A 24,502-nucleotide genomic window follows, 5' to 3' on the forward strand; every position below is an offset into this window, starting at 1 on the left:
AGGGGCCTGTCGAGCGCTTGCGCACTGAACTGCCCTCCCCTCACCCACCCTACGCCCCCCCTCTCCCGAAGGGAGAGGGAATAGACCTCACACGCCCGGCACGTAGCTGCGCTCGCCGCTCTTCACCAGCAGGTTGAGCTGACCGGTATGCCGGCTCAGCCAGTCGCCATTGGCGCTCGGCAGGCTGCGCAACTGGCGCAGCAGGTAGTAGCTGCCCAGGCGCTCGGCGCAGAAGGCCCAGACCCGCGCCTGCACATCCGGACGCTGGGTCGGGTGCAGCTCCACGCAACGGCGCACCACCGCCTCGATGGCGGAGATATGGCACAGCCAGAAGTCCGCCGGCAGCACGCCCAGCTCGATGCCGCCGGGGAAGAAGATCTTCTCGTCGAAGAACGGAATGACTTCCTGGCGATCCAGCACGCCGAGCTCCACCGCCACCGCGGTGAAGCGCAGCAGATCCTCGATGTGGTGCACGTCCTTGTACTGGTACAGGTAGCCGTGGTTGACCCCGTTGAGGGTGAACTGGCCGGGCTTGCCGATCAGGAAGTCCGAGCCCTGCGGCAGCATCTGTTCGCTGAGTACCTGGCGGTCGATCTGTTCGGCCGACAGCACGTCCATCACCTGGTAGTTGTCGGCCTGCACGCCGATGCGCTCGCGGGTCATGAACTTGCGGTACTGGCAGATGCCCACGTAGCGCACCTGTGGGCGCTGCAGCAGCAGGTTCTTCAGGGCGAAGGCGCCGGCGATCGAACCCAGCACCGGGTGATGGGGCTCCCACTCCGGGGCCAGGTCGCGCAGGTTCAGACGCCCCTCGCCCTGGGCCTCGCCCATGTAGATCGGCGTGACATAGTCCGGGTAGTGCATTTCCAGCGGCACGTGGGTCAGGCAGGCGTAGAGCAGGCTCTCGGGCGACATCGATGGTTTCCGTTCCGCAATCAGGCGTCAGCGCGGGCTGACGCAGTGGCGCTCAGCAGCGCGTCTTCGAAACTGCGCACGAAGCGCGGCATGTCGAACAACAGGGAATTCTCGCGACCCGCCGCCAGGCGCTGGCGCAGCGCGCGCAGCTGCTCGGGGTGGCGCGCCAGCTCGATGGCCCGGCGCTCGTAATCGGCCAGGTTGTCGGTGATCAGCTCCGGCAGGTCGAGGGCGGTGAGCAGGCTGCCAGCCATGCGCGAGGCGAAGGTACGGCCGGAACGGGTCAGCACCGGCAGGCCCATCCACAGCGCGTCGTTGGCGGTGGTGCCGCCGTTGAACGGGTAGGCATCGAGGAACAGGTCGGCCACCGTGTAGCGCGCCAGGTACAGTTCCGGCGCCACCCGCGGGGCGAACACCAGGCGCTCGGCGGCAACCCCGTGGCGCTCGGCACAGGCGATCAGGTTGGCCTGCGACCACTGGTTGTCGGCCAGCAGCCAGAACAGGCTATCGGGCACCGCGGCGAGGATGCGCATCCAGCAGGAGAACATTTCCTCGTTGAACTTGTAGTTGTTGTTGAAGCAGCAGAACACCACGCGGTCGTCCGGCAGGCCGCAGTCGGCGCGGCTCGGCAGCGGCGCCACCGGGCGCTGGCGGTCGCTGCACTGGAACACCGGCAGGTACAGCGGCTTCTCGCTGTAGAAGGGTTTCTCGTCTTCCGGGATCAGGTAGCGGTCGGCGATCACGTAGTCGACGCAGGGCAGCCCGGTCGGCCCGGGGAAGCCCAGGTAGGTGAGCTGCAGCGGCGCCGGGCGGTAGGCCAGGATGTTCGGCCGCGCCCCGGAGGTCAGGCCCTGCAGGTCGACCAGGATGTCGATCTCATGCTGACGGATCAGCTGGGCGGCCGTGCCATCGTCCAGGCCGCCGATGGAGACGAAGTGATCCATCGCCGCCTTGACCCGCGCGCGCAAGGCCGAGCCGTCCTCGCGGCTCCAGCAGAAGCCGTAGACCTCGAAGCGCTGGCGGTCGAGCAGTTCGAACAGCTCCACCGTCAGCAGCGACACCGCGTGCAGGCAGAAGTCGGAGGACAGGAAGGCGATGCGCAGGCGCTCATGGCCATAGCCCTGCCTGGCCGCCAGCTCCGGCACCCGCTGGTTGACCCGTTCGGCGACGAAGTGTTGCGCGGTGGCCAGCTGCAGCCCGGGGTCGTCGCTGGCCGAAAGCATCGCCAGCGGCGAGGTGGCCTTGAGCAGGTCGCCGCGCGACAGGCCGTCGAGGGCGGTAAACACCGGCCACTCGCACTGCTTCTGGCGCAGGTGCACCCAGTGCTGGATCACCTTGGGCTGCGCCGGATCGGCCTGCAGGCTGGCCAGCAGCTTGGCTTCGGCGCCGTTCAGCTGGCGGATCTCCTCCATCAGCCGGCCCATGCTGTTGAGCACCATCAGGTACAGCTCGGGATTCAGCTGCGGCCCCACCAGCGGGTGGTCAAGCATCGACTGCCAGATCACCAGGGCATTCTCCGCCCGGCCCTGGCGCTCGATCACCGCGCCCAGGTTGAACCAGGCCTGGGTGAAGTCCGGCTTGCGCTGGATCGCCGCCCGGTAGGCCTGTTCGGCCGCCGGCAGCTGCTCCAGCTGCGACAGGGTCACGCCCAGGTTGAACTGCACGATGTAGTCGGCGCTGGAGCTGCAATGCCCCAGCCAGGCCTGGTACAGCCGCGCCACGTCTGCCGGGCGCCCGGCCTGGCCCAGGCGCTCGGCCACGGCGATCAGCTGCACCGGTTCGAGGCGGGCCTGTTCGGCCGCCTGCAGGGTGTTGAGCAGGGCGATATCGAGGTTCGGGTTGTCGAGCAATTGTTCAGGCATGGCACGCCTTGGCAAAGAGTGGTTGACGAGGTGCGACGAAACCCCGGCGACGCCTGCGCGTCGCCGGGGTTCGCTACCAGCTACTAGGAGTAGAAGCTGGTGTGCACGCTGCTGGCCACCAGGAGCTGGATGTCCCCGTCGTTGTACACGTCGTAGCTGGTGCCGTCGACCTGTACGCTGCCCGCTGCATGCCAGGCACCGGCCGGATCGCTGATCTGCACGCTGTCATGGGCATCGCCATTGACGATCAGCTGCACCGGATGCGAGGCGCCCAGGCCGCTGGTGTCGACCAGGCCGGCCTGACCGAAGTGGCTGACGCTGTCCGCATCCAGCTTCAGGGTGCTGGTGTGGCCGGCGTCGGAACCCAGGTCGATGCGGCTGAGGCTGTGCTCGCTCACCGACTGCGGGTTGAGCGCGGTCAGGTCGATGGTCTGCTCGCCGTCGCCGCTGCGGAACCAGGCGTCGACGATGCTGTGCACCCCGCCGTCGGTGGTTTCGTAGCTGCCGCTCAGGCCGATCCAGTTGCCGTTGTTCAGCTCGCTGGTCTGCTCGGCGCCCAGGTTGATGCTGGCGATGCCCAGGCTCGACAGGCTGTACAGCTCGCCGGTCTGGCTCACCCCGTCCTTGTTGGCATCCATCCACACGCGCAGCGAGGAGAAGGCCTGGTCGTTTGCATCAATGCGGCCATCGGCGTTGCTGTCCAGCTCGGCCAGGGCGGCGAAGCCGTTCTGTGCCTTGCTGCCATCGGCCAGGGTGGTGGCGGTACCGAACAGCTCGCTGCCGTCGTTGATGCTGCCATCGCCGTTGCGGTCGAGTGCCAGCAGGCCATCACCCTCGCCGACCCAGCCGGTGGCGTCCAGATCGCCGTCGCCGTCGATGTCGAAGCGGGTGTTGGCCGCCCAGTGCAGGGTCTGCACACCATCGCCGTTGAGATCGAGGATCAGCGGCGAGGTGTTCAGCACACTGAGCTGCTCGGTGCTCATGGCTGCCAGCTGCGACGCGGTGAAGGCGTCCGCCTGGCTCATGCTCAACGCCGTCAGCTGGTCGGTGGTCAGCGCGGCGATGTCCGCCACGTCGATCGCCACCAGCTGCGCGGTACTCAGGTGGGAGAAGTCACCGGCCTCGATGGCCCCGATCTGCGCCGAAGTCAGCGCGACGATGTCGGCCGTCTCGATGGCGGCGATCTGGTCGCTGGTCAGCGCCACGATCTGATCGGTGGTCAGCGCCTTGATCTGCGCAGTGGTCAGCGCCACTACCTGCTCGGTGGTCAGCGCCTGGATCTGGTCGGTGGTCAGCGAGGCCAGGTCAGTGTTCTGCATCGCCTGGATCTGCGCGGTGCTCAGCGCCTGCAGGTCGTCGGTGGCCAGGGCCGCCACCTGCTCGGTGGTCAGACCGTAGATCTGCGCCGCGGTCAGGGCATGCACCTGGGCCGTGGTCAGGGCGACGATCTGCGCGGTGGTCAGCGAAGCCAGGTCGGAGATCTGCATGGCCTGGATCTGCGCCGTGCTCAGGGCTGCCAGGTCGACAGTTTCCAGCGCGGCCACCTGGGCGGTGGTCAGCGCCACGATCTGCGCGGTGGTCAGGGCATGCACCTGAGCGGTGGTCAGCGCCTGAATCTGGTCGGTGGACAGCGCCGCCAGATCGGAACCCTGGATTGCCTGTACCTGAGTAGTGCTCAGCGACGCCAGGTCACCGACCTGCATGGCCGCGAACTGCTCGCTGGTCAGAGCGACGATCTGGCTGGTGGTCAGCGCCTGCACCTGGGCGACCGTCAGGGCGACGATCTGCGCGGTGGTCAGAACCGCCACATCGGCCCCCTGCATGGCCGCCACCTGCTCGGTGGTCAGCGCCTGCAGCTGATCGGTAGTCAGCGCCTGGAACTGGGCCGTGGTCAGCTTGACCACCTGGTCGGTAGTCAGTGCGCCGACCTGGGCGACAGTCAACTCCACCAGCTGATCGGTGCTCAGCAGGGCCAGGTCGGTGGCGTCGATGGCGCGGATCTGGTCGGTACTCAGGGCCGCCAGATCTGCGGTTTCCAATGCCTCGACCTGGGAGCTGGTGAGCCCCTTGATCTGCGCCGTGGTCAGCGCCTGGAACTGATCGCTGGTCAGGTTGCGGATCTGTGCCGTGGTCAGCGCCGCGAGGTCGCGGGTTTCCATGGCCTGCAGCTGGTCGGTAGTCAGTGCCTGCAGCTGGGCGCTGGTGAGCACGGCAGCCTGGGCAGTGGTCAGACCGACGATGGCCGCCGTCGACAGTGCGGCAAGGTCGGCCACCTCCATCTGCACCAGTTGCGTGGTGCTCAGTGCCGCCACCTGGGTGGAACCGAGTGCCGCGGCCTGGGCATTGGTCAGCGCCACCACCTGGGCGGTGGTCAGCGCAGCGACATCAGCCGTCTCCAGAGCGGCGATCTGCGCTGTAGTCAGCTCGGCGAAGTCGGCCACTTCCAGGGCAGCCACCTGAGCCGTGGTCAGCGCCTGCACCTGAGCGGTGGTCAGCGCGGCAACCTGATCGCTACCCAGGGCGACGATCTGCGCGGTGGTCAGCGCAGCCAGGTCGGAGGTCTTGATGGAAACCAGCTGGTCGGTAGTCAGCGCGGCGACCTGGGCAGTGGTCAGCGCAGCCGCCTGCTCGGTACTCAGCCCCTGCAGGGTGGCAGTGGTAATAGCCACTAGGTCGGCAGTCTCGATCCGCACCAGTTGGGCTGTGGTCAGCGCAGCCAGTTGGGCCGAACTCAGCGCCTCGGCCTGCGCCGTGGTCAGCGCAACGATCTGGGCCGAGGTCAGTACCGCCACATCGCGAGTCTGCATGGCCGCGATCTGTGCCGTGCTGAGCAGGGCGACATCAGCGGCATCCAGAGCCGGAATCTGATCGGTACTCAGTGCAACGATCTGCGCCGTGGTCAGCGCCACCACCTGGTCACTGGTCAACGCAGCAATCTGCGCGGTGCTGAGCACAGCCAGATCGCGGGTTTCCAGGGCGCGGATCTGGGCAGTAGTCAGCGCGGCCAGGTCGGCGGTTTCCAGGGCCTGGAACTGCGTGGTAGTCAGCGCCACCACCTGAGCGGTGGTCAGCGCGGCAACCTGGGCCGTGGTCAGGGCGACGATCTGCGCGGTGGTCAGGCCGCTGATGTCGGCGGTCTCGATGGCGCGGATCTGCACGGTGTTGAGCAGTGCCAGGTCGGCCGTCTCCAGCTGCGACAGCTGGGTCTTGGTCATAGCCTGAATCTGCTCGGCGGTCAGCACCTTCACCTGATCGCTGGTCAGGGCAATCACCTGCGCACTGGTCAGAGCTGCCACATCCTGCGCCTCCATGCCGGCCACCTGGGCGGTGGTCAGGGCCTGGATATCGGCAGTCTCCAGCGCGGCGACCTGGGACGCGGTCAGGGCCTGAATCTGATCGTTGCTGAGTGCCTGCACCTGAGCGGTGGTCAGGGCCACGATCTGCGCCGTGGTCAGCGCACTCATCTGGTTCAGCTGCAGTCCTGCCAGCTGGGCACTGCTCAGCAGAGCCAGATCACCAGTTTCCAGAGCGCGGATCTGCGCGGTGGTCAAAGAGCCGATCTGATCCTGTGTAAGAGCCTGAATCTGCGCCGAGGTCAACTGCGGAATCACCGTAGTGGACATCGACGCCAGATCCTGAGGCTCCAGCGCCGCGATTTGTGCAGTGGTCAGGTTAATCACCTGGGTCGCCGTCAACGCGCCGACCTGGGCAGTGGACAGCAGCTGGATCTGGTCGATGGTCAGCGCGGAGATATCCGCGGTTTCCATCAGCACGATCTGGTCTGTGGTCAGGGCAGCCAACTGCTCGAACACCAGAGCCTGCACCTGGGCAGTGGTCAGTGCCACCAGTTGCGCAGCACTCAGGGCCTGGATGTTGGCGGTGGAGAGTGCAGCAATCTGCGTCGCCGACAGGCTGGCGAACTGCGCGGTGCTCAGGGCAGCAGTCTGCAGAGTGGTCAATGCCGCCACCTGCTCTTCGGTCAGGGCTGCGATATCGGCAGTGGCCAAGACCTCGATCTGGGCGGTGGTGAGCTTGCTGATCTGGGTTGCCGAGAAGCCGTTGGCGAACTGTGCCGGAGTCAGCGCAACGATCTGTGCGGTGGTCAGCGCCTGCACCTGGGCAGTGCTCAGGGCATCGAGCTGGTTCACCGTCATGATGGCGACATCTTCCGTGCTCAACGCTTTGATCTGCGCAGTGCTCAGCGCGGCGACCTGGGTGTCGGTCAGGGCCACGACCTGGGCACTGGTCAGCGCGGTGATCTGCTCGTTGGTCAGCGCCAGCAGATCCTCGGTCTCGATGGCAGCGACCTGATCGGCCGTCAGCACGGCCAGATCGGCGGTTTCCATGGAGCGAATCTGCGCCGTCGTCAGGGCCGCAATCTGGGTCTCGGTCAGTGCCACGACCTGGGCCGTGGTCAGCCCCTGGATCTGCGCACCACTGAGGGCTGCAACCTGCTCGGTGCTCAGGCCGGCGATACGGCCGGCACTGAGCGCAGCCAGGTCGGCCACCTCGAGCGCACGGATCTGCGCGGTGCTCAGGGCATCGATCTGGCTATCGGTCAATGCGGCGGCCTGGGCAGTGGTCAGCGCCACCAGCTGCGCATTGTTCAGCGCGGCGACGTCCTCACCCTCCAGCGCGGCGATCTGCGCCGTGGTCAGCGCCTGCAGCTGCAGCGTAGTCAGGGCTTGCATCTGCTCGGTGGTTAGCGCCTGCACCTGAACGGTGGTCAGCGCGGCCAGATCCTCGGTCTCCATGATACGGATCTGCCGGGTGGTCCAGGCCGCCACCTGGGCGGTGGTCAGGGCCGGCACACTGTCAGTGGTCAACCCCTCTATGAAGGCAACCTCACCTGCGGTCAACGCCTCCGGATCCAAGGCAGCCTGTTGTTCGGGGCTGAGCGCGTTGAACTGCGCACTGCTCAGTGCGGCGGCCTGGGCCGTACTCAGCTCGGCCAGTTGCTCGGGAGTCATCGCGGCCAGATCCAGTACTTCCATGGCAGCGATCTGAGAGCTAGTCAGCGCGGCGATCTGCGCCAGAGTCAGATTGGCCACCTGGGCGGTGGTCAGGCCGACAATGGCGGCGGTGGACAACGAGGCGAAGTCCTGGGTCTGCAGTGCAGCGACCTGGTCGGGACTGAGCGCGGCGATCTGTGCACCGGTCAGCACGGCAGCCTGGGCAGTGGTCAGAGCCACCAGCTGCACATCGCTGAACGCGGCAAGGTCGGTGGTCTGCAGTGCCGCCACCTGGGCGGTGGTCAGGGCAGCGACCTGGCTGACGGACAGCAGCTCGACCTGGGTGCTGGTCAGCGCCACGATCTGTGCAGTGTTCAAGGCCGCAACCTGGGCGGTGGTCAGGGCAGCGACCTGATCCTCGTTCAGTACCGCAATGTCGGCGGTTTCCAGAGCACGGATCTGCGCCGTGGTCAGGGCCGCCAGATCGGCCACTTCCAGCGCAGCGACCTGGGCCGTGGTCAGAGCAACGATCTGCGCGGTAGTCAGGGCAGCGCTCTGCGTCGGGGTCAGGGCCTCCACCTGATCGGTGCTCAGGGCCGCGATATCGGCAGTCTCCAGGGCGCGTACCTGAGCAGTGGTCAGTGCAGCAACCTGCTCACCGGTCAAGGCACGTACCTGGGCAGTGCTCAGGGCAACGATCTGCGCCGTGCTCATGGCCTGCAGATCACCGCTTTGTAGGGCAGCAACCTGTACGGTGGTCAGTGCGGCAATCTGGGCAGTGCTCAGGGCAGCCACCTGGGCCGAGGTCAGTCCGGCCACCTGCTGCTGGCTCAGAGCCACCAGATCAGCGGTTTCCAGGGCACGGATCTGCGCTGTGCTCATGGCCGCCAGATCGCCGGTCTGCAGCGCCGCCACCTGGGCAGAGCTCAGGCCAACCACTTGAGCGGTGCTCAGCCCGGCCACCTGGTCACTGGTCAGGGCCACCACCTGGGCGGTACTCAGGGCCTGGATGCTGGCCGTCGACAGAGCCGCCACCTGGGCGGTGCCGAGGGCAGCAATCTGCTCAACACTGAGTGCGCGCACCTGTGCTGTACTCAGCGCTTGCAGCTGAGCATTGGTCAGTGCAGCCAAGTCGGCAGTTTCCACTGCTGCCACCTGGGCAGTAGTCAGGGCCACGATCTGCGCAGTACTCAGCTTCGCCAGCTGAGCGGTGCCCAGGGCAGCAATCTGCTCGACTGTCAGGGCCGCCAGGTCAGCGGTTTCCAGGGCGACTATCTGCGCGGTAGTCAGCGCAGCCACATCGACAGTCTCCAGGGCGGAAACCTGGGCAGTAGTCAGAGCCACGATCTGCGCCGTGCTCAGGGCCTGGATCTGCGCCGTGGTCAGCGCCGCCAGCTGGTCGCTGGTCAGGACGACCACATCGGCATTCTCCAGCGCCCGCACTTGAGCGGTGCTCAGCGCAGCAATCTGCGCCTGGCTCAGAGCCCGTACCTGGGCAGTGGTCAGGGCAACGATCTGCGCCGTGCTCAGGGCCTGCAGATCGGCGACCTCCAGCGCCTCGATCTGCACCGTGGTCAGCTTGGCCAGCTGCGCGGTACTCAACGCGGCCACCTGGGCGCTGGTCAGAGCCACCACCTGGTCGGCACTGAGGGCGGCCAGGTCGGCGGTTTCCATGGCAGCAATCTGGGCGGTGGTCAGAGCGGCCACCTGGGCATCGCTCAGCGCGCCGATCTGAGCCACGGTCAGGCTCGGGATCATCAGGGTGCCAATCGCCGCAAGGTCAGCCGTTTCCAGCACGGCGACCTGATCGACGGTCAGCGCCGCGATCTGTCCGGCAGTCAGCGCGGCGGCCTGCGCAGTGCTCAGGGCGACGATCTGCGCAGCCGTCAGGGCTGCCACATCGGCAGTTTCCAGAGCCTGGATCTGCGCGGTAGTCAGGGCAACCACCTGGGCAGTGGTCAGCGACTCGACCTGGGCAGTGGTCAGAGCCACCAGCTGGGCCGTGGTCAGCGCCTGGATCTGGGCAACCGTCAGCTTGTTCACCTGGGTGCCGCTGAGGGCCGCCAGATCAGCCGTTTCGATGGCCTTGATCTGCGTCGGCGTCAGCGCCTGCAGCTGAACGCTGGTCAGAGCGGCCAACTGAGCCGAGCTCAGGGCGACAATCTGGGCAGAGCCCAGCGCCGCCAGATCGGCCGTTTCCAGGGCACTCATCTGGCTCGGCGCCAGAGCCGCCACCTGAGCGGTGGTCAGCGCGGCCGCCTGGGCGGTGGTCAGGGCAATCAGCTGGCTGCTACTCAGCGCAACCAGGTCAGTGGCATCAATGGCGCGGATCTGGGCAGTGGTCAGGGCATGCAGGTCAGCCGTAGTCATGGCGGCCAGCTGGTCGCTGGTCAGGGCGGCAATCTGCGCGGTGGTCAGGGCGACCGCCTGGGCGGTGGTCAAGGCCGCGATCTGCGCCGCCTGCAGGGCAGCGATATCGGCATTTTCCAGCTTGGCGATCTGGCTCGGGCTGAGCGCAACCACATCGGCCGTCTGCATCGCAGCGACCTGCTCGGTGGTCAGCGCCACCAGCTGGGCGCTGGTCATCGCGGCAAATTGTGCGGTGGTCAGGGCCTCGATCTGATCAGTGCGCAATGCAGCGAGGTCGGCCGTTTCCAGAGCAACCAGCTGCGCCGTGGTCAGCGCCTGCAGATCGACCAGCTCCAGCGCCTGTACTTGGGCGGTGGTCAGGGCAACGATCTGCGCCGTGGTCAGCGCCTGGATCTGCGCCGTGGTCAGCGCGGCCAACTGCTCGGCGCTGAGTACCGCCACGTCTGCCGTTTCGATGGCACGTACCTGGGCCGTGGTCAGAGCAGCAATCTGGGCAACGCCCAGGGCCTGGATCTGTGCCGAGGTGAGGGCAACGATCTGATCCGTGCTCAGGGCACGCAGGTCAGCACTCTCCAGAGCAGCGACCTGGCCAACGGTGAGTTTGCTGACCTGAGCAGTGCTCAGGGCCGCCACCTGGGCGGTACTCAGGGCGACGATCTGGCTATCGGTCAGGGCAGCCAGGTCGGCGGTTTCCAGCGCGCGAATCTGGGCCGTGCTCAGCGCCTGCAGGTCAGCGACTTCCAGCGCGGCAACCTGGGCAGTGGTGAGCGCCACGATCTGCGCGGTACTCAGGGCAGCCACCTGCACAGTGGTCAGGTTGGCGATCTGCTCGGCAGTCAGCGCCGCCAGGTCGGCGGTTTCCAGGGCACGGATCTGCGCCGTGGTCAGGGCCGGAACCTGCTCCAGAGTCAGGGCCTGCATCTGTGCAGTAGTCAGCGCCACGATCTGCGCGGTGGTCAGGTTGACCAGATCGGCGGTCTGCCAGGCAGCGATCTGCGCGGTCGGCAGGCTGGCGATCTGGGCGGTGGTCAGGGCAGTCGGTTGTGAGCCGCTGAGGGCGAACACCTGCTCCTGGCTCAGAGCAGCCAGGTCGGCAGTTTCCAGGGCAGCAATCTGGACACTGGTCAGCTGGGTGATCTGGGTGGTGGTCAGGGCCTGGATCTGCGCGGTGGTCAGCGCCACGATCTGTGCCGTGGTCAGGGCACGCAGGTCGCTGCTTTCCAGGGCGGCAATCTGGGTCTGGGTCAAGCTGGCAACCTGGCCGCTGCTCAGGGCCACAACCTGTGCGGTGGTCAATGCCTGAACCTGTGCCGTGGTCAGTGCGGCTAGGTCGACCGTCTCCAGAGCACGTACTTGGGCCGTGGAGAGAGCCTGCACCTGGGCGTTGGTCAGAGCGGCAACCTGGGCACTGGTCAGAGCCACGATCTGCGCCGTGCTCAGCGCAAGCAGCTGAGTGCTGCTCAGCGCAGCGATCTGCACGGTGGTCAGGGCGGCCAGGTCATCAGTCTGTAGGGCCTGCATCTGAGCGGTGGTCAGACCCGCCAGGTCGGCCACCTCGATGGCCGCAACCTGGGCGGTGGTCAGCGCCACCACCTGGGCATTGCTCAGGGCGGCGACCTGATCCTGGGTCAGGGCGGCAATCTGGTCGGTACTGAGAGACGCCAAGTCATCGGTGGCCAGTGCACGTATCTGGGTGGTCGTCAGACCGGCCAATTGATCGGCGCTCAGCGCCCGCACCTGGGCCGTGGTCAGCGCAACAATCTGCGCGGTGGTCAGGGCCTCCAGCTGAACAGTCGACAGGGCGGCGATACGGTCGGTGACCAGTGCCGCCAGGTCAGCGGTTTCCAGGGCTCGAACCTGGGCAGTGCCCAGTGCGGAGACCTGGTCGATAGTCAGTGCTGCGGCTTGGGCGGTCGTCAGAGCAACCACCTGGGCTGCACTCAGACCAGCCACATCACCGGCTTCCAACGCGGCGATCTGCGCGGTGGTCAGGGCAGCGATCTGCGCCGTCTTCAGTGCCGCGACCTGCGCGGTGCTCAGAGCCTGCAGTTGGTCGGTGCTGAGCGCCACCAGATCAGCGGTTTCGATGGCAGCAACCTGGGTACCACTTAGTGCCTCGAGCTGGTCAGCGGTCAGCGCCTGTAGCTGGGCGCTGGTCAGCGCAGCGATCTGCGCAGTGGTCAGGGCGGCGATCTGCGCGGTATCCAGGCCCACTAGCTGGGCGGTGCCCAGCGCGGCCACATCCTCGGTTTCCAGCGCGCGTACCTGTGCCGTGCTCAATGCCTCGAGCTGGCCGAGGGTCAGCGCGGCGACCTGGGCAGTGGTCAGCGCCGCAATCCGAGTATTGCTCAGCGCAGCGACATCCACGGCATCCAGCGCGACTATCTGGGCGGTGCTCAGCGCCGCCACTTGGGTCACGCTCAGCGCTGCCACCTGCAGGGAGGAAAGGGCGGCCACCTGGGCGGTGTTCAGCCCGGCCAGGCTGGCCGAGTTCAGTGCGCCCACCTGGGCAACAGTCAATGCCGCCACCTGATCGATGCTCAGGGCCGCCAGCTGCGCCGAAGACAGGGCCGCCACGCTGATGGTGGTCAGCTTGGACAGGTCGGCGGTTTCCATGGCCGCCAGTTGCTCGGTGCTCAAGGCCGCCACCTGGGCGGAGGTCAGGCCACGCACTTGGCTCTGAGTCAGGGCCACGATCTGTTCGGTGGTTAGCGACGCCAGATCGGAGGCGTCCAGGGCAGCAATCTGCTCGGAAGTCAGCGCAGCGATCTGGGCGGTGCTCAGGGCCGCCATCTGTACCGAGCTGAGTCCGGCAATAGTGGCTGGCGCCAGGGCGGCCAGATCGGAGGGTTCGAACGCAGCGACCTGTTCGGTACTGAGCGCCGCCATCTGGGCGCTGGTCAGTGCCGGTACCTGGTTCTCGGTCAGCGCGGCAATCTGTGCTGTGCTCAGGGCCTGGGTCTGGGCCACACTCAGACCCGCGATGGCAGCACTGGTGAGAGCCGCCAGATCCTGGACTTCCAGGGCACGGATCTGATCGGTGGTCAGGGCAGCCAGTTGCGCGGAGCGCAGGGCAACCACCTGATCCTCGGTCAGGGCAGCGATTTGGGCAGTGCCCAGCGCGCGGATATCGGCGGTCTCCAGGGCACCCAGCTGGTCAGAGCCGAGGTTGGCCACCTGCTCGATAGTCAGTGCAGCCACCTGGGTAGAACTCAGAGCCACGATCTGCACGGTGCTCAGCAGCGCCAGATCTTCGGCATCCAGAGCCACGATCTGATCGGTGCTCAGGTTGGTCAATTGGCTCGTGCTCAGGGCCACCACCTGCGCCCCGGTCAACGCCTGCACCTGGTCGGTGGTCAGCGCCTGGATCTGGGCATTGGTCAGATTACGGATGACAGCGGTGGAGAGCTGCTGCAGGTCGGAGGTTTCGATGGCTGCGATCTGCGCACTGCTGAGTGCCGCCAGTTGAGCGGAGCCGAGGGCCGCCATCTGCTCGTTGGTCAGGGCAACAATCTGCTCGGTGCCCAGGGCAGCCACGTCCTGGCTATCCAGCGCAGCCACCTGGGCAGTGCCGAGCGCGGCAATCTGGTCGGTGGTCAGCGCGGCAACCTGGGCACTGCCCAGCGCCTTGATGCTGGCAGTGGAGAGCACGATCAGGTCGTCGATTTCCAGAGCGGCCACCTGGTCGCTGGTCAGCGCGGCAATTTGACTGGTGGACAGCGCGACAACCTGAGCCGTGGTCAATACCTGGATCTGTTCGGCGCTCAGGGCTCGCAGATCCGCGGTTTCCAGCGCACGCACCTGGGCCGTGGTCAGCACCTCGATCTGCTCGGTGCCCAGTGAAGCCAGCTGGTCGGAGCCGAGCGCCGCTATCTGGGCGGTGCTTAGGGCACGCAATTGACTGCTGCTCAGAGCCAGGAGCTGCTCCTGGCTCAGCGCGGCGACATCCACAGTATCCAGCGCCGCCACTTGGGCAGTCACCAGAGCCGCGACCTGTTCGCTGGTCAGAGCAGCCACCTGAGCCGAACTCAGGGCCTTGATAGCGGCCGAGTTCAGCTGGGCCAGGTCGGCCGTCTCGATAGCGGCAACCTGCTCCGCGCTCAGCAGACCAATCTGCTGGGTGCTCAGGGCAGCCAGCTGGGCGCTGGTCAGCGCAGCGATCTGCTCCGAGGTCAGGCCCTGCACCTGGCTGCTGAGCAGAGCGGCGATGCTGGCCGTGGTCAGCACGGCCAGATCTGCGGTTTCCATGGCGGTCAGCTGGCCAACGGTCAGGGCACGAATCTGGGCAGTCGTGAGGGACGCCGCCTGAGCGGTGGTCAGAGCAGCCATCTGCTCCTCGCCAAGGGCACGCAACTGGGCAGTGGTCAGCGTCTTGAAGGCCGCCAGGCCCATACCCGCAATATCTTCGGCCTCCAGTGCAGCCACCTGGGCGGTAGTCAGGGCGACGATCTGCGCAGTGCCGAGCGCAGCCACCTGGGTGCTGCTCAGGGCGGCAATCTGGTCTTCACTGAGCGCACTCAGATCAGTCGTTTCTAGTGCCGCCACCTGAGCGGTGGTGAGGGCTGCCAGTTGCTCGGTGGTCAGTTCCGCCACCTGACTGGAGGTCAGCGCCTTGATCTGCAGGGCGGACAACCTGACCAGATCTTCCGTCTGCAGGGCAGCGATCTGCTCCGGCGTCATACCGGCCAGTTGCAGAGTGGTCAGCGCAGTGATCTGGGCAGTAGTCAGCGCGGCGATCTGGGCGCTATCCAGCACCGCCAGATCGCTGGTCTGTAGGGCCGCAATCTGCACCGGAGTCAGCGCCGCGATCTGCGCGGTACTCAGTGCAGCCACCTGGGCATTGCTTAGCGCAACGATAGCCGCAGTACTGAGAGCCACCAGATCCTGGGTTTCGATGGCAGCAACCTGCCCGTTAAACAGCTTGGCAATCTGATCGGTGCTCAGGGCCGCAATCTGGGCCGAGCTCAGGCTGGCGATCTGCGCAGTACCGAGCTGGCGCAGGTCGGAGGTTTCAATGGCGCGCACCTGAGCCGTGGTCAGCGCAGCCAGTTGCGCTGTGCTCAAGGTGGCGAAGTGAGCCGTGGTCAGCGCAGCAATATCCGCGGTCTGCATGGCCCGTATCTGGACAGAGTCGAGAGCCGCGACCTGCGCGGTGGTCATGGCCTTGAAGTCTTCGCTATCCAGGGCAACGATCTGCGCGGTGCTGAGCACATCGACCTGGGTGGTCGTCAGTGCAGCAATCTGCTTGCTGGTCAGCGCAGTGATCTGCGCGGAGCTGAGGGCAGCCACCTGGGAAGTCGTCAGCGCAGCAACCTGGGCAGTGGTCAGGGCCACCACATCGGCGGTTTCCATGGCCGCGATCTGCGCCGAGCCCAGTGCAGCAAACTGGGCCGAGCTGAGCGCCTGCATCTGTGCAGTGCTCAGGGCCTTGACCTGGGCAGCCGTCAGGGACTGGATCTGAGTCGTAGTAAACGCCCCGACCTGGGTCGGGGTGAGCGCGGCAATCTGGGCCACCGTCAGCTTGCTCACCGCAGCAGTGCTCAGAGCAGCCAGATCGGCCACTTCCAGGGCCCGTACCTGAGCACTGGTGAGCGCTGTCACCTGGGCGCTATCCAGCGCCGCCGCCTGGGCGGTTTTCAATGCGACGATCTGCGCGGTAGTCAGCGCCTGGATATCCACCGTCTCGATGGCATCGATCTGTGCCGTGGTCAGCGCGGCAACCTGGGCATTGGTCAAGCGGGAAATCTGGGCAGTACTCAGGCCCGCAATCACGCTCTGCGACAGGGTCTGCAGATCCTCGGTTTCGATGGCACGGATCTGCACGGTGGACATGGCCGCCACCTGCACCGAGGTGAGGGCCGCGGTATGCGCGGTGGTCCAGGCGGCGATCTGGGCGGTGGTCAGGGCCTGGATATTGGCAGTGGTCAGGGCCCCCATTTCACGGGCGACCAGTTGCTCGCTGCTCAGCGGCGAGCTCAGCGCGCCGATCTGCGTGGTGGTCATGGCCACCAGTTGCGGGATGGTCAGGGCCGCCACTTGCTGGGCGGTCAGGGCAGCCATCTGCTGGGTGCCGATGACCTTGATGTCGGCCGTTTCGATGGCGGCGATCTGCGCCGTGGTCAGGTTGTCGATCTGCGCCGCGGTGATGCTGGCGATCTGCGCGGTGCTCATCCCGGCAATCACCGAGGTCGACAGCGCGGCCAGGTCGGCCACTTCGAGCTGGGTGATCTGCGCGGTGCTCAGGCCACTTACCTGGGCCGAGCTCAGGGCTGCGGCCTGGGCAGTGGTCAGCGCCTGCAGCTGGTCGCTGCTGAGGCTAGCCAGCTGGGCCGAGCTCATGGCCTTCACAGCCAGGGTGCTGAGGGCAGCCAGGTCGGCCACTTCCAGGCCGTCCAGCTGGGTCACGCTGAGGGCGGCGACCTGCGCCGAGGTCAGCGCGGCAGCTTGGGTTTGGGTCAGTGCGGTGATCTGCGCCGAAGACAGGCCGGCCAGGTCGGCCACTTCCAGAGCGGCGACCTGGGCGGTCGTCAGAGCCGCCAGCTGTGCGGTGGTGAAACCACCCAGCTGGGCCGCGCTGAGGGCCTTGAGGGCGGCGATGGACAGCGACGGGATATCCGCCACGTCGATGGCCTGCAACTGGGCGGTACTCAGGCCGGAAATCTGCAGGGCGGTGATGGCGCCGATCTGCCCGGCATTCAGCAGGGTGATGTCGGCAGCGCTCAGGGCCTTGAAGTCAGCTGCTTCCAGAGCAGTGATCTGCGCCGTGGTCAGGGCCTGCACCTGGGCGTCGGTGAGCGCAACCACCTGGGCACTGGTCAGCCCGGGAATGGCGGCGGTTGACAGCTTGGCGATATCGACCACTTCGATGGCGGCGATCTGCGCCGTGCTCAGCGCGGCCAGCTGGGTGCCGGTCAGCGCCGCCACCTGGGCGGTGGTCAGGGCCACCAGTTGATCGGTAGTCAGGCCACGCACCTGGATGGTGGTCAGGCCCTGGATGGTAGCCGTGCTCAGGGCCGGCAGGTCGGCCACCTCGATGGCCTGGATCTGCGCCGAGCTGAGGGCGGCGATCTGCCCGGCGGTCAGGGCGCCGATCTGTGCGGAACTCAGAGCAGTGATGCTGCCAGCGCTCAGCGCCGCCACATCCACTGCCTCCATGGCACGGATCTGCACGGAAGTCAGGGCCGCTACCTGGGCGCTGGTCAGCGCCTGCACCTGGGTCGTGCCCAGGCCTTTGATGGCGGAAGTATTGATCGCGGCGAAGTCGGTCGGCTCGATGGCCACCAGGCTCGCCGTGGTCAGTGCTGCTACCTGTGCCGAGGTCAGAGCCGCGGCCTGTCCGGTGGTCAGGGCGACAAGCGCCGCCGTGCTCAGGGCGCGTACCTGGGCGGTACTCATGTTGGCGATGGCGCTGGTCGACAGCGCGCCGATATCGGCCGCATCGATGGCCGCCACCTGTACGGTGGACAGGGCCAACAGCTGGGCACTGGTCAGGGCGCCGATCTGCGCCGAGCTCATGGCGGTGATCTGGGCAGCCGAGAGTGCCTTGACGTCGGCGGTCTCCAGCTGGGCGATCTGCGCCGAAGTCAGGGCCTGCACCTGAGCATTGGTCAGGGCCACCATCTGCGCGGTGGTAAAGCCCGTCACGCTGGTCGGAGCCAGGGCGGCGATATCCGCCGTTTCCATGGCAACCACCTGGGTCGTGCTCAGGGCAGCCAGTTGGGTGGCCTTCAGCGCCTTGACCTGCAGGGTGGTCAGTGCCTCGACCTGGGCGGTGGTCAGCTTCGCCACCTGGGCAGTAGTCAGGGCACCGACAGCGGCCGACGACAGACCCGCCAGCTCAGCGGCATCGATAGCCGGGACTTGCGCGGTGGTCAACGCGACCACCTGAGTCGAAGACAGAGCGCCCAGCTGGGCACTGCTCAGGGCGCCCACCTGGGCGGTGGTCAGCGCGGCCAGATCGGCCGTTTCCAGGCGCTGCACCTGGGCGCTGGTCAGAGCCTGCACCTGGTCGGTGCTCAGCCCGGCAATTTGGGCAGTGGTGAAGCCGGCGATGGCGACAGTCGCCAGGGCCGCCACATCTTCAGTTTCCAGTGCCTTGACCTGGGCTACGGTCATGCCGGCCAGTTGGCTGGCGGACAGCTTGCTGACCTGCAGGGTAGTCAGGGCCTCGACCTGGGCCGTGGTCATGCCGGCCAGCTGAGTCGCACTCAGGGCCGCGATGGCAGCCGTCGACAGATAAGCCACGTCGCCTGCTTCGATGGCAGCCAGCTTGGTCGGCGTCAGGGCAGCGACCTGGCTGGAGCTCAGCACGCTGATCTGGTGGGTACCCAGCGCCGCCAGCTGGGCGGTACCGAGGGCGGCGAAGTCGGCGGTTTCCAGGCGTTGAATCTGCGCCGTGGTCAGCGCGGCCGCCTGGGCAGTGGTGAAGGCCGCCAGCTGGGCGGTTTCCAGGCTGGCGATGACACCGGTGGCCAGCGCCACGATGTCGGCAGTTTCCAGAGCGGCCACCTGGGCAGCGCTCAATACCTTGAGCTGGGCACCGCTCAGCGCCGCCACCTGGGCAGTGCTCAGAGCGACGATCTGCGCAGTGGTCAGGGCTTGCAGCTGCACGCTAGTGAGGTTCTGCACAGCCGCCAGGCTGATGGAGGGGATATCGGCCGCATCGATGGCGGCAATCCGATCAGCGGCCAGCGCCTTGATCTGCGCGCTGGTCAGCACGCCAACCTGGGCAGCGTCCAGCGCCGCGATCTGGGCAGTGCCAAGCGCGGCGAAATCGGCCGTTTCGATCTTCTGAACCTGGGCAGTGGTCAGCGCGGCAACCTGGGTGGCGCTCAGGGCAGCAGCCTGAGCCGTGGTCAGCGCGACGATCTGTGCGGTGGTCAGCGCAGCCGACTGGGTGGCATCCAGCGCGCCGATCTGCGCGGTGGTCAGCACGGCGAAGTCGGCCGTCTCCAGCGCCCGCAGCTGGGCGGTATCCAGGGCCTCGATGGCCGTGGTGGGAATCACGCGAACCTGAGCAGTCGTCAGTGCGACCACCTGAGCCGTGGTGATGCCGGCAATGTCATCTGTCGTCAGCGCGGCGATCTGCGCTGTAGTCAGTGCGGCTACCTGGGCGGTGGTCAAGCCAGTGAAGATGCTGCTCATTGTTGTTGTACCTGCGCAGAGTGAATCGCCGCAGCTTCGCCACCCACTGGCAAACCGCAGCGGAAAAATCCCATTTCGGGGTTGACGGCAGGATTCTTGAAACCTTGAGAGGTAGAACGAAGAAAATTTGCCGTCTTTTTAGCCTGACAAAAGATCGCGACAAAATTTTGGCGATTCTTTTACGCCATGTAGCATAGCACGCTGGCACATAGCCACTTATAGGGGGATTCCCCAGGCCGACAGAAGGCGTACCACGCTGACAAACAGCATGGTAGACGGGAAAAGAAGGGGGAGAAGCCGGGCGGAAACGCCCGGCGCAGATGACCGCTGGTCAGCGCACCACGATGCCACGGCTGGCCAGGTAGGCCTTGGCCTCCGGCACGCTGTATTCGCCGAAGTGGAAGATGCTGGCGGCCAGCACCGCATCGGCCTTGCCTTCGAGGATACCGGCAGCCAGGTGCTCCAGATTGCCGACGCCGCCGGAGGCGATCACCGGGATGCCCACGGCTTCACTGATGGCGCGGGTGACGCCGAGGTCGTAGCCGCTCTTCACGCCATCCTGATCCATGCTGGTCAGCAGGATTTCGCCGGCGCCGAAGTCTTCCATCCTCTTCGCCCACTGCACGGCATCCAGGCCGGTTGGCTTGCGCCCACCGTGGGTGAAGATCTCCCAGCGCCCCGGCGCGACCTTCTTGGCGTCGATGGCAACCACGATGCATTGCGAGCCGAAGCGAGCGGCAGCCTCGCCGACGAACTCCGGGGTGAACACCGCGGCGGTGTTGATCGACACCTTGTCGGCGCCGGCATTCAGCAGGTTGCGGATGTCCTGCACGGTACGCACGCCGCCACCGACGGTGAGCGGGATGAACACCTGGCTGGCCATGCGCTCCACCGTGTGCAGGGTGGTGTCGCGGCCGTCGACGCTGGCGGTGATGTCGAGGAAGGTAATCTCGTCGGCACCCTGCTCGTCGTAGCGGCGAGCAATTTCCACCGGGTCGCCGGCGTCGCGGATGTTCTCGAACTTGACGCCCTTGACCACGCGACCGTTGTCCACGTCCAAGCAGGGGATGATGCGTTTCGCCAGCGCCATGTCAGCAGTCCTCAGCCTTTATAGGAGTCGCAGAAGGCTTGCGCCTCGGCTACATCCAGGGTGCCTTCGTAGATCGCGCGGCCGGTGATGGCGCCGATGATGCCGGGCGAACGGGCCAGCAGCAGCTTCTCGATGTCGCCGAGGTTGTGGATGCCGCCGGAGGCGATCACCGGGATCTTGCTGGCGGCGGCCAGGGCCGCGGTGGCCTCGACGTTGCAGCCCTGCATCATGCCGTCTTTGGCGATGTCGGTATAAACGATGGCGGACACGCCGTCGGCCTCGAAGCGTTTGGCCAGGTCGGTGGCCTGTACGCTGGACACTTCGGCCCAGCCGTCGGTGGCGACAAAGCCGTCTTTGGCGTCCAGGCCGACGATGACCTTGCCCGGGAAGGCCTTGCAGGCCTCGGTGACGAACTCAGGCTGTTTAACCGCCTTGGTACCGATGATCACGTAGCTGACGCCAGCGCGCACGTAGTGCTCGATGGTCTCCAGGGTACGGATGCCGCCGCCGATCTGGATCGGCAGGTTCGGGTAGCGCTTGGCGATGGCGGTGACCACCTCACCATTGACCGGCTGGCCTTCGAAGGCGCCGTTGAGGTCGACCAGGTGCAGGCGACGGCAGCCGCCCTCGACCCACTTGGCAGCCATGCTCACCGGGTCATCGGAGAATACGGTGGAGTCTTCCATGCGGCCCTGGCGCAGACGTACGCAGGCGCCGTCCTTGAGATCGATAGCGGGGATAATCAGCATCGCGTGAACCTGCTCAAATCGTGAATTCGGTGATGGGTCAGCTCTTCTCGAGCGCCCACAAATCGCTTTCCAGGCTGGCGAAACGCTCGGCCAGCAGGGCCTGCGTATCGGCAATCGCCTTGTTGTAGTAGTGCGGGGCAATCTCGCGGCCGATCAGGTCGAGCACTTCCTGCACCTCGAACGAGCCCAGTTCGAGCTCGAAACGGTCTTCCAGGAAGTTCTTCAGCACCTGCAGCGCGGCCTGTTGCTGGCCACCCTCGAGCTCCAGCAGCGCGACCTTCTTGCCCCGGCTCATTTACCGACGGCCATCCCAGCCGACGAAGTTCTGCAGCAGCTGCAGGCCATGGGTATGGCTCTTCTCCGGGTGGAATTGCACGGCGAAACGCGAGCCCTCGGCCAGCGCCGCGGCGAAATCCTTGCCGTAGTGACCGCCACCGACCACCTGCGCCGGGTTGCCGGCCTCGATGTAGTAGCTGTGCACGAAATAGAAGCGGCCGTTGTCCGGAATCTCGTGCCACAGCGGGTGATCGACCACCTGCGCCACTTCGTTCCAGCCCATGTGCGGCACCTTCAGGTGCTCGCCGCCTTCATGCAGATCCTTGCCGAAGAAGCGCACCTGGCCGGGGAACAGGCCAATGCAGTCGACGCCGCCGTTCTCCTCGCTGCGCTCCAGCAGGGCCTGCATGCCGACGCAGATACCGAGGAACGGGCGATCCTGGCTGACTTCGCGCACCAGGGCATCGAAGCCCAGGCGCTTGATCTCGGCCATGCAGTCGCGGATCGCACCCACACCGGGAAACACCACGCGATCGGCCTCGCGGATCACATTGGCGTCGCTGGTCACCAGCACCTTGCCGGCGCCGACATGCTCGAGGGCCTTGGCCACCGAGTGCAGGTTGCCCATGCCGTAGTCGATTACTGCAACTGTCTGCATTTACAGGCAGCCCTTGGTCGACGGCATCTGTCCGGCCATGCGCGGATCCAGCTCGACGGCCATGCGCAGGGCGCGGCCGAAGGCCTTGAACACGGTCTCGATCTGGTGGTGGGTGTTAGTGCCACGCAGGTTGTCGATATGCAGGCTGACCAGGGCGTGGTTGACGAAGCCCTGGAAGAATTCCTGGAACAGGTCTACGTCGAAGCCGCCAACCACCGCGCGGGTGAAAGGCACGTGCATCTGCAGGCCGGGACGGCCGGAGAAGTCGATCACCACGCGCGACAGCGCCTCGTCCAGCGGGACGTAGGAATGGCCGTAGCGGGTCATGCCCTTCTTGTCGCCGACGGCCTTGGCAAAGGCCTGGCCGAGGGTGATGCCGACGTCTTCCACGGTGTGGTGGTCGTCGATATGCAGGTCGCCCTTGCAGTAGATATCCAGGTCGATCAGGCCGTGACGGGCGATCTGGTCGAGCATGTGCTCAAGGAACGGCACGCCAATATCGAACTTGGCCTTGCCGGTGCCATCCAGGTTGATCGAGACCTTGATCTGGGTCTCCAGGGTGTTGCGCTCGACGGATGCCGTACGTTCGGCCATCTCCAGCTCCACAGGCTGCTCACGGGAAAAGGCGGTCATTATAGGCGGGGCGGGGCTTGGGCGGCTACCGCGACGGGCGAACGGCAAGGCTTTCGGTGCGCCCGGGCGAACCTTACACTGCGCAACCTGCCCGCCGAGGAAGCCGCAATGCCCGTTCTGGTCGAAACCGTCAGCCGCCCATCCGCCCAGGATCACACCGACCTGGGCAAGATCTACGCCGATGCGCCGGACTGGCTGCTGGCGCCCTATGCCAGTGCCGATGCCCTGATCGCCGGCGGCATCGGCGAGGGCCGGCTGATCGCCGGGCGCTTCAACGACCGCCTGCTCGGCGCCGCCCTGCTACACCGCGACGACGACTGCTGGCGCCTGTCGCACCTGTGCGTGCGCAAGGTCACGCGCAAGCGCGGCGTGGCCCGGCGCATCCTCGACGAGGCCAAACACCTGGCCGCCGCAGCCGGCAAGCCGCTGCACCTGGCCGCGCCCAAGGATCATCTGGAAAGCCAGGCCCTCGCCGCACGCACCGGCCTGCCGCTGGACAGCCTCTAAGCCCGCCACCTAGGACGCCCGCGCCACCTGCGGGCGCGCCGCCAGCCAGGTCAGCCACAGCAGGCTGGCCGCACACAGTCCGGCCAGGCCCAGACCGAGCGCCCACTGCGCCGGTGCCAGCCACAACCCCCAGAGCAGCGCCGTGCTCGCCATGACCAGCAGACGCAGGGCCTCCAGGCGCCACAGCCCGATGCGCCCCTCGAACAGCCGGCCCAGGCTGATGCAACCGAACAGGATCAGCGGCACCAGCAGCAGCGGCGGCCAGCCGCCGGCGCCCTTGATCGCCACCAGAAAGCACAGGGTCAGGCCATTGATTGCCACGAACTGCAGCAGGGCATAGCCGCGCAGGCCAGTCGGATAGACGCAGTCGAACTTGTCCGTACCCATCTTCGGCCAGGGCCGCTGGCGCACGTCCGCCGGGCGCCAGCCGGTGGGCATCCACCACAGGCGCAGCTTGTCCCACCAGGAGCGGGTCGCCACGGCGTCGGCCCACAGCAGGCGCCACCAGGAGAACTGCAGGCGCAGCGGGTCGAAGGTGCGCACCGGCGTGGTGACCCCGTAGCGCACCGGCTCGCCCTCGTCGGCGAAGGTGCCGAACAGGCGATCCCAGACGATGAACACGCCACCATGGTTGCGGTCGATGCAGTAGTCGTTCTGCCCATGGTGCACCCGGTGGTTGCTCGGCGTGACCATGAACCACTCCAGCACACCCAGGCGGCCGACATGCTGCGAGTGAATCCAGAACTGGTAGACCAGCTGCGCGCCGAGCAGGATCAGGAACAGCGGCAGCGGCACGCCGAGCAGCGCCAGTGGCAGATAGAACGGCCAGTCGAAGGCGGTCTGGAAGGCGCCCTTGCGTAGCGCGGTGGACAGGTTGAAGTCTTCGCTGGAGTGGTGCGGCTGGTGCGCGCCCCACAGCAGGTTGAAGTGGTGCAGGCTGCGATGGGCCCAGTAGAAACAGAAGTCCACGCCGATAAAGCCCAGCAGCCATACCCAGGGCGACTGCGCATCCAGCTCCAGCAGGCGCGCATGCTCGTACAGCCAGGCGTAGGGAATGATCAGCAGAAGGCGCAACGGCCCTTCCAGCAGCACCCGCAGCACGGCGGTGTTGATGCTGGTGGTGGCATCAGCCAGGCGATAGGTGTGGCGGCCGCTCCAGCGCTCGTAGGCGAGCTCCAGCAGGATCAGCAGGATGTACAGCGGCACGGCCAGCACAGCGACATTCATAGTGGGTTCCCGGTTCTTGTTATGCTGCCAGCCTAGCGCCGGATCGCCTGTGGCGGTGTGGCCGCAGCCGCCATTCGGCACCACTCCAGGCGCCAGCCCGGCGGTGCCGCGGAACTGCC

10 protein-coding genes are annotated in these 24,502 nt (G+C 66.4%); 1 reads left to right on the plus strand and 9 read right to left on the minus strand.

What is annotated here, in order from left to right; all coding sequences use genetic code 11:
- Nucleotides 1-87: 87 nt before the first annotated feature.
- The 8 genes from A9179_RS20260 to hisB all read right to left on the minus strand — a co-directional run bounded on the left by A9179_RS20260 (nt 88) and on the right by hisB (nt 22,610).
- Nucleotides 88-915 carry a hypothetical protein gene (locus A9179_RS20260; protein ID WP_187807995.1) on the minus strand — a complete coding sequence of 276 codons (828 nt, stop codon included), beginning with the start codon at nt 913-915 and terminating at the stop codon, nt 88-90.
- Nucleotides 916-935: 20 nt separating this feature from the next.
- A complete protein-coding gene (locus tag A9179_RS20265) occupies nt 936-2,777 on the minus strand; it encodes an O-linked N-acetylglucosamine transferase, SPINDLY family protein (protein ID WP_187807996.1) in 1,842 nt (613 codons plus the stop codon).
- 83 nt (nt 2,778-2,860) lie between these two features.
- Complete coding sequence (locus A9179_RS20270) at nt 2,861-19,243, minus strand: beta strand repeat-containing protein (RefSeq protein ID WP_187807997.1); 16,383 nt, start codon at nt 19,241-19,243, stop codon at nt 2,861-2,863.
- Between the two features lie 331 nt (nt 19,244-19,574).
- On the minus strand, nt 19,575-20,333 hold the full coding sequence (gene hisF / locus A9179_RS20275; protein ID WP_187807998.1) for an imidazole glycerol phosphate synthase subunit HisF: 759 nt from the start codon (nt 20,331-20,333) through the stop codon (nt 19,575-19,577).
- Nucleotides 20,334-20,344: 11 nt separating this feature from the next.
- Complete coding sequence (gene hisA / locus A9179_RS20280; protein WP_187807999.1) at nt 20,345-21,082, minus strand: 1-(5-phosphoribosyl)-5-[(5-phosphoribosylamino)methylideneamino]imidazole-4-carboxamide isomerase; 738 nt, start codon at nt 21,080-21,082, stop codon at nt 20,345-20,347.
- Nucleotides 21,083-21,119: 37 nt separating this feature from the next.
- A complete protein-coding gene (locus A9179_RS20285; protein WP_061902555.1) occupies nt 21,120-21,377 on the minus strand; it encodes a DUF2164 domain-containing protein in 258 nt (85 codons plus the stop codon).
- Nucleotides 21,378-22,016: an imidazole glycerol phosphate synthase subunit HisH gene (gene hisH, locus A9179_RS20290; protein WP_187808000.1), complete on the minus strand. Its 639-nt coding sequence runs from the start codon at nt 22,014-22,016 to the stop codon at nt 21,378-21,380. It abuts the gene before it with no gap.
- Nucleotides 22,017-22,610 carry an imidazoleglycerol-phosphate dehydratase HisB gene (gene hisB, locus A9179_RS20295; RefSeq protein ID WP_043308064.1) on the minus strand — a complete coding sequence of 198 codons (594 nt, stop codon included), beginning with the start codon at nt 22,608-22,610 and terminating at the stop codon, nt 22,017-22,019.
- A gap of 147 nt (nt 22,611-22,757) precedes the next feature.
- On the opposite strand from hisB, the gene A9179_RS20300 reads away from it, so the two are divergent.
- Nucleotides 22,758-23,156, plus strand: coding sequence for an acetyl-CoA sensor PanZ family protein (locus tag A9179_RS20300; protein ID WP_187808001.1), 399 nt, complete (start codon nt 22,758-22,760; stop codon nt 23,154-23,156).
- 9 nt (nt 23,157-23,165) lie between these two features.
- Here A9179_RS20300 and A9179_RS20305 read toward each other — a convergent pair whose 3' ends face one another.
- On the minus strand, nt 23,166-24,383 hold the full coding sequence (locus A9179_RS20305; RefSeq protein WP_187808002.1) for a sterol desaturase family protein: 1,218 nt from the start codon (nt 24,381-24,383) through the stop codon (nt 23,166-23,168).
- Between the last annotated feature and the right edge of the window lie 119 nt (nt 24,384-24,502).

This window comes from Pseudomonas alcaligenes (assembly GCF_014490745.1).
In the GTDB taxonomy this organism is placed as follows: domain Bacteria; phylum Pseudomonadota; class Gammaproteobacteria; order Pseudomonadales; family Pseudomonadaceae; genus Aquipseudomonas; species Aquipseudomonas alcaligenes_C.

What these genes read in the sequence shown, in the direction of transcription:
- A9179_RS20260 (WP_187807995.1), bottom strand. Translation starts at nt 915, where the DNA reads ATGTCGCCCGAGAGCCTGCTCTACGCCTGCCTGACCCACGTGCCGCTG.
- A9179_RS20265 (WP_187807996.1), bottom strand. Translation starts at nt 2,777, where the DNA reads ATGCCTGAACAATTGCTCGACAACCCGAACCTCGATATCGCCCTGCTC.
- A9179_RS20270 (WP_187807997.1), bottom strand. Translation starts at nt 19,243, where the DNA reads ATGAGCAGCATCTTCACTGGCTTGACCACCGCCCAGGTAGCCGCACTG.
- hisF (WP_187807998.1), bottom strand. Translation starts at nt 20,333, where the DNA reads ATGGCGCTGGCGAAACGCATCATCCCCTGCTTGGACGTGGACAACGGT.
- hisA (WP_187807999.1), bottom strand. Translation starts at nt 21,082, where the DNA reads ATGCTGATTATCCCCGCTATCGATCTCAAGGACGGCGCCTGCGTACGT.
- A9179_RS20285 (WP_061902555.1), bottom strand. Translation starts at nt 21,377, where the DNA reads ATGAGCCGGGGCAAGAAGGTCGCGCTGCTGGAGCTCGAGGGTGGCCAG.
- hisH (WP_187808000.1), bottom strand. Translation starts at nt 22,016, where the DNA reads ATGCAGACAGTTGCAGTAATCGACTACGGCATGGGCAACCTGCACTCG.
- hisB (WP_043308064.1), bottom strand. Translation starts at nt 22,610, where the DNA reads ATGGCCGAACGTACGGCATCCGTCGAGCGCAACACCCTGGAGACCCAG.
- A9179_RS20300 (WP_187808001.1), top strand. Translation starts at nt 22,758, where the DNA reads ATGCCCGTTCTGGTCGAAACCGTCAGCCGCCCATCCGCCCAGGATCAC.
- A9179_RS20305 (WP_187808002.1), bottom strand. Translation starts at nt 24,383, where the DNA reads ATGAATGTCGCTGTGCTGGCCGTGCCGCTGTACATCCTGCTGATCCTG.